This window comes from Stenotrophomonas sp. 2YAF22 (assembly GCF_052114665.1).
Classification (GTDB): domain Bacteria; phylum Pseudomonadota; class Gammaproteobacteria; order Xanthomonadales; family Xanthomonadaceae; genus Stenotrophomonas; species Stenotrophomonas indicatrix.
The window spans coordinates 1-3427 of sequence record NZ_JBFRFE010000474.1 but is presented as its reverse complement, the minus strand read 5'-3'; the positions used below and the strand labels follow the sequence as shown (position 1 = coordinate 3427).

The 3427-nt window shown below is 63.8% G+C and carries 5 protein-coding genes; all 5 read left to right on the top strand.

Features of this window, described 5'->3' with window-relative positions:
* On the top strand, positions 1 to 518 hold a 518-nt coding region (locus tag AB4Y84_RS16700), incomplete at its 5' end, for a S1 RNA-binding domain-containing protein (RefSeq protein WP_442250478.1).
* Positions 519 to 607: 89 nt separating this feature from the next.
* A complete protein-coding gene (locus tag AB4Y84_RS16695; protein ID WP_005409286.1) occupies positions 608 to 913 on the top strand; it encodes an integration host factor subunit beta in 306 nt (101 codons plus the stop codon).
* A gap of 77 nt (positions 914 to 990) precedes the next feature.
* A complete protein-coding gene (locus AB4Y84_RS16690) occupies positions 991 to 1275 on the top strand; it encodes a lipopolysaccharide assembly protein LapA domain-containing protein (protein WP_223494898.1) in 285 nt (94 codons plus the stop codon).
* A gap of 6 nt (positions 1276 to 1281) precedes the next feature.
* Positions 1282 to 2460, top strand: a complete 1179-nt coding sequence (lapB, locus tag AB4Y84_RS16685; RefSeq protein WP_032977571.1) for a lipopolysaccharide assembly protein LapB — start codon at positions 1282 to 1284, stop codon at positions 2458 to 2460.
* Between the two features lie 3 nt (positions 2461 to 2463).
* The coding region (locus AB4Y84_RS16680; protein ID WP_442250477.1) for an MraY family glycosyltransferase at positions 2464 to 3427 on the top strand (964 nt) is incomplete at its 3' end.

Here is a 3427-nt window from a genome sequence, read left to right as displayed (position 1 = left end):
GCCTGGTTCACCTGTCCGACATCAGCTGGGCGACCACTGGCGAAGACATCGTTCGCAACTTCAAGAAGGGCGACAACCTGGATGCAGTCGTCCTGGCCGTCGATCCGGAGCGCGAGCGCATTTCGCTGGGCGTCAAGCAGCTGGAGCAGGATCCGTTCGGCCAGTACATGGCGACCAATCCGAAGGGCTCCAAGGTCGAAGGCGTGGTGAAGGAAGTCGACGCCAAGGGCGCGATCATCGAGCTGTCCGACGGCATCGAAGGCTATGTTGCAGCTCGCGACATCGCCAACGAGCGTGTCGACGACGCGACCCAGCACCTGAAGGTCGGCGACAAGGTTGAAGCCAAGTTCGTGGGCATGGATCGCAAGGGTCGTACCCTGCAGCTGTCGATCAAGGCCAAGGACGACGCGGAAATGCGCGAAGTGCTGGAGGAATACCAGTCCTCTTCGGCTTCCAGCGGCACCACCCAGCTGGGCGCGCTGCTGCGTGCACAGCTGAACGGCAACAAGTCCGAGTAATATCGGCCTTACGCTGTTCGTTGTTTCCTGGACGGCCCGGGCACTGCCCGGGCCGTTTCAGGCTGAGATGCCCCTGATGTGAGCCGGTAATGACCAAATCCGAACTGATCGAAATCCTTGCGCGCCGGCAGGCGCACCTGAAGGCCGATGATGTCGATCTGGCGGTCAAGTCATTGCTGGAAATGATGGGGGGCTCACTGTCGGCCGGCGATCGCATCGAGATCCGCGGCTTCGGCAGCTTTTCGCTGCACTACCGTCCGCCGCGCCTGGGGCGCAACCCGAAGACCGGCGAATCGGTTGCCCTGCCGGGCAAGCATGTCCCTCATTTCAAGCCAGGCAAGGAATTGCGCGAGCGGGTCAGCAGTGTGCTGCCGCTGGACGCAGATCCGGCCTGAGCCGTCCGTCGCGCGACTTCGTGCGAATCCCACCACGAGTCGGATAAGCTACGACCTCCTGCCAATGGAGCTGTCGCATGAAAGTTTTTCGTCTGCTGGTCCTGCTGGCGGTTCTGATCCTTGGTCTGATCATCGGTGCGGTCAACATGACGGCCATGTCGATCAACCTGCTGTTTACCCAATTGAACACGTCCGTCGGTGTGGCGCTGATTGCCGCCCTGCTGATCGGTGTCGTGGTCGGCGCTGGCCTGGTGCTGGTAAGCGTGGTCATTCCGCTCTACAGCCAGCTGCGCCGTGCCAACAAGTCGGCGGCTGCACCGTCGACGCCGGTGGCCCCCTCCCAATCTTTTGATGGACGTTGATCGAAGATGGAATTCGTTTCCGAGTGGTTCTGGTTCTTCCTCTGTCTTCCGTTGGCGGCTCTGGCCGGCTGGGTGATCGGACGCCGCGGTGGTCAACGCCACGGTGACAACCAGGTCAGCCACCTGTCCAGCACCTATTTCCGTGGCCTGAACTACCTGCTCAACGAGCAGCCGGACAAGGCCATCGAACTGTTCCTGCACATCGCCGAGCTGGACAAGGAAACCTTCGAGACCCAGGTCGCGCTGGGCCATCTGTTCCGTCGCCGTGGCGAAGTGGACCGCGCGATTCGTCTGCACCAGGGCCTGGTCAACCGCCAGGACCTGAGCGACGCACAACGCGTGCAGGCGCTGCTGGCACTGGGCGAGGACTACATGAAGTCTGGTCTGCTGGACCGTGCCGAAACCGTGTTCACCGAACTGGCACAGCTGGACCAGCGGGCACCGCAGGCGCTCAAGCACCTGATCGGCATCTACCAGGCCGAGCGCGACTGGGAAAAGGCGATCGACAACGCCACCCGCTTCGAGGATGTCACCGGCGAGCCGATGGGCAAGCTGATCGGGCAGTTTGAATGCGAGCTCGCCGAGCGCTTCCGTGGCGCTGGCAAGCTGGAAGAGGCGAGGGCGGCCATTGCCCGCGCCTACCAGGCTGATGCCATGTCGGTCCGTGCCGGCATCATCGAGGGCCGCCTGGAAACCGATGCAGGCAATGCCGAGGCCGCCGTGCGTGCCTTCGAGCGTGCCGCCCGCAACGATCCGGAGTACCTGCCGGAAGTGCTGCCGGCGCTGATGGAAAACTACCGCAAGGTCGGCGACCTGGGCGGCGCGCGCGCCTTCCTGTCCGAGATGACCGAGCATTACCGCGGCATCGCCCCGGTGCTGGCGCTGACCCGCCTGATGGAAGAGCAGGAGGGTGTTGCACCTGCCCGCGCCTACCTCGGCCGCCAGCTCAAGGATCGCCCATCGGTGCGTGGCGAATCGGCGCTGATCGACCTCACCCTGGCCGAGGGCGCAGATTCCACCGCGACCCTGCATGACCTCAAGCACATCACCGACCAGCTGCTGGTGCGTAACCCCGCTTACCGCTGCACCCGCTGCGGGTTCGGCGCCCGCACCCACCATTGGCAATGCCCCAGCTGCAAGGAATGGGGCACGGTCAAGCCGCTGTTGAATTACGCGGTGCTCTGAACTATGCCGTGGCTTGTGATGGCCGCGCTGCTGGGCCTGGCCCTGCTCAGCGCAGCATTGACCTGGGCGGCGCGCGTGTATGCGCTGCGCAGGCAGCTGTTGGATCAGCCCGGCGAGCGCCGCAGTCATAGTGTCGCCACCCCTCGCGGTGGCGGCATCGCCATCGTGATCAGTCTGCTGGTTGCTGCGGCCGTCGCCGCTTTTTTCTGGCCGGGCGCTGCGCTCAGCCTCGCTGTCGCCGGTCTCGGCCTGTTGCTGGTCGCCGGCATCGGCTGGTGGGATGACCATCGACCGCTGCCAGCCATGCGCCGGTTGCTGGTGCATTTCCTCGCCGCCGCCCTGCTGGCGGGGCTGGTCAAGATGCACGGCGGCGGCTGGTTGTTGAGCCTGTTGGTGCTGTTCTTCACCGCCTCGCTGATCAACATCTGGAACTTCATGGATGGGATCAACGGGATCGCCAGCAGTCAGGCGGTCATCGTTGCGCTGGGCTTCGCGACGGTGCTGCCCTGGCCCTATTCGCTGGTGGCCATCGTGCTTGGCCTGGCCTGCCTGGGTTTTCTGCCATTCAATTTCCCGCAGGCGCGGATCTTCATGGGTGATGTCGGCAGTGGCGCGCTGGGTTATGCCGTGGCGGTGGTGCTGGCCGTCGCGGCAGTGCACACCGACATCAACTGGATCCTGCTGCTGCTGCCGTTGTCCGCCTTCCTTGTGGACGCGGGCTTCACGCTGTTGGCGCGCATGCTTTCCGGGCAACGCTGGATGGAACCCCACACCCAGCATGTCTACCAGCGCGCGGTGCAGGCAGGAGCCAGTCACGCTCTGGTGACAGGGATGTACTTTGTTTTGGGCCTGTTCAGTATTACAGTGTTCAATATCTGCACCAATTTGCAGCCGAGGTGGGAGGCTGTCGTAGCGGTCGCGTGGTTTGTCGCGCTGACCCTGCTGTGGCTACTCCTGCGCAATGGAT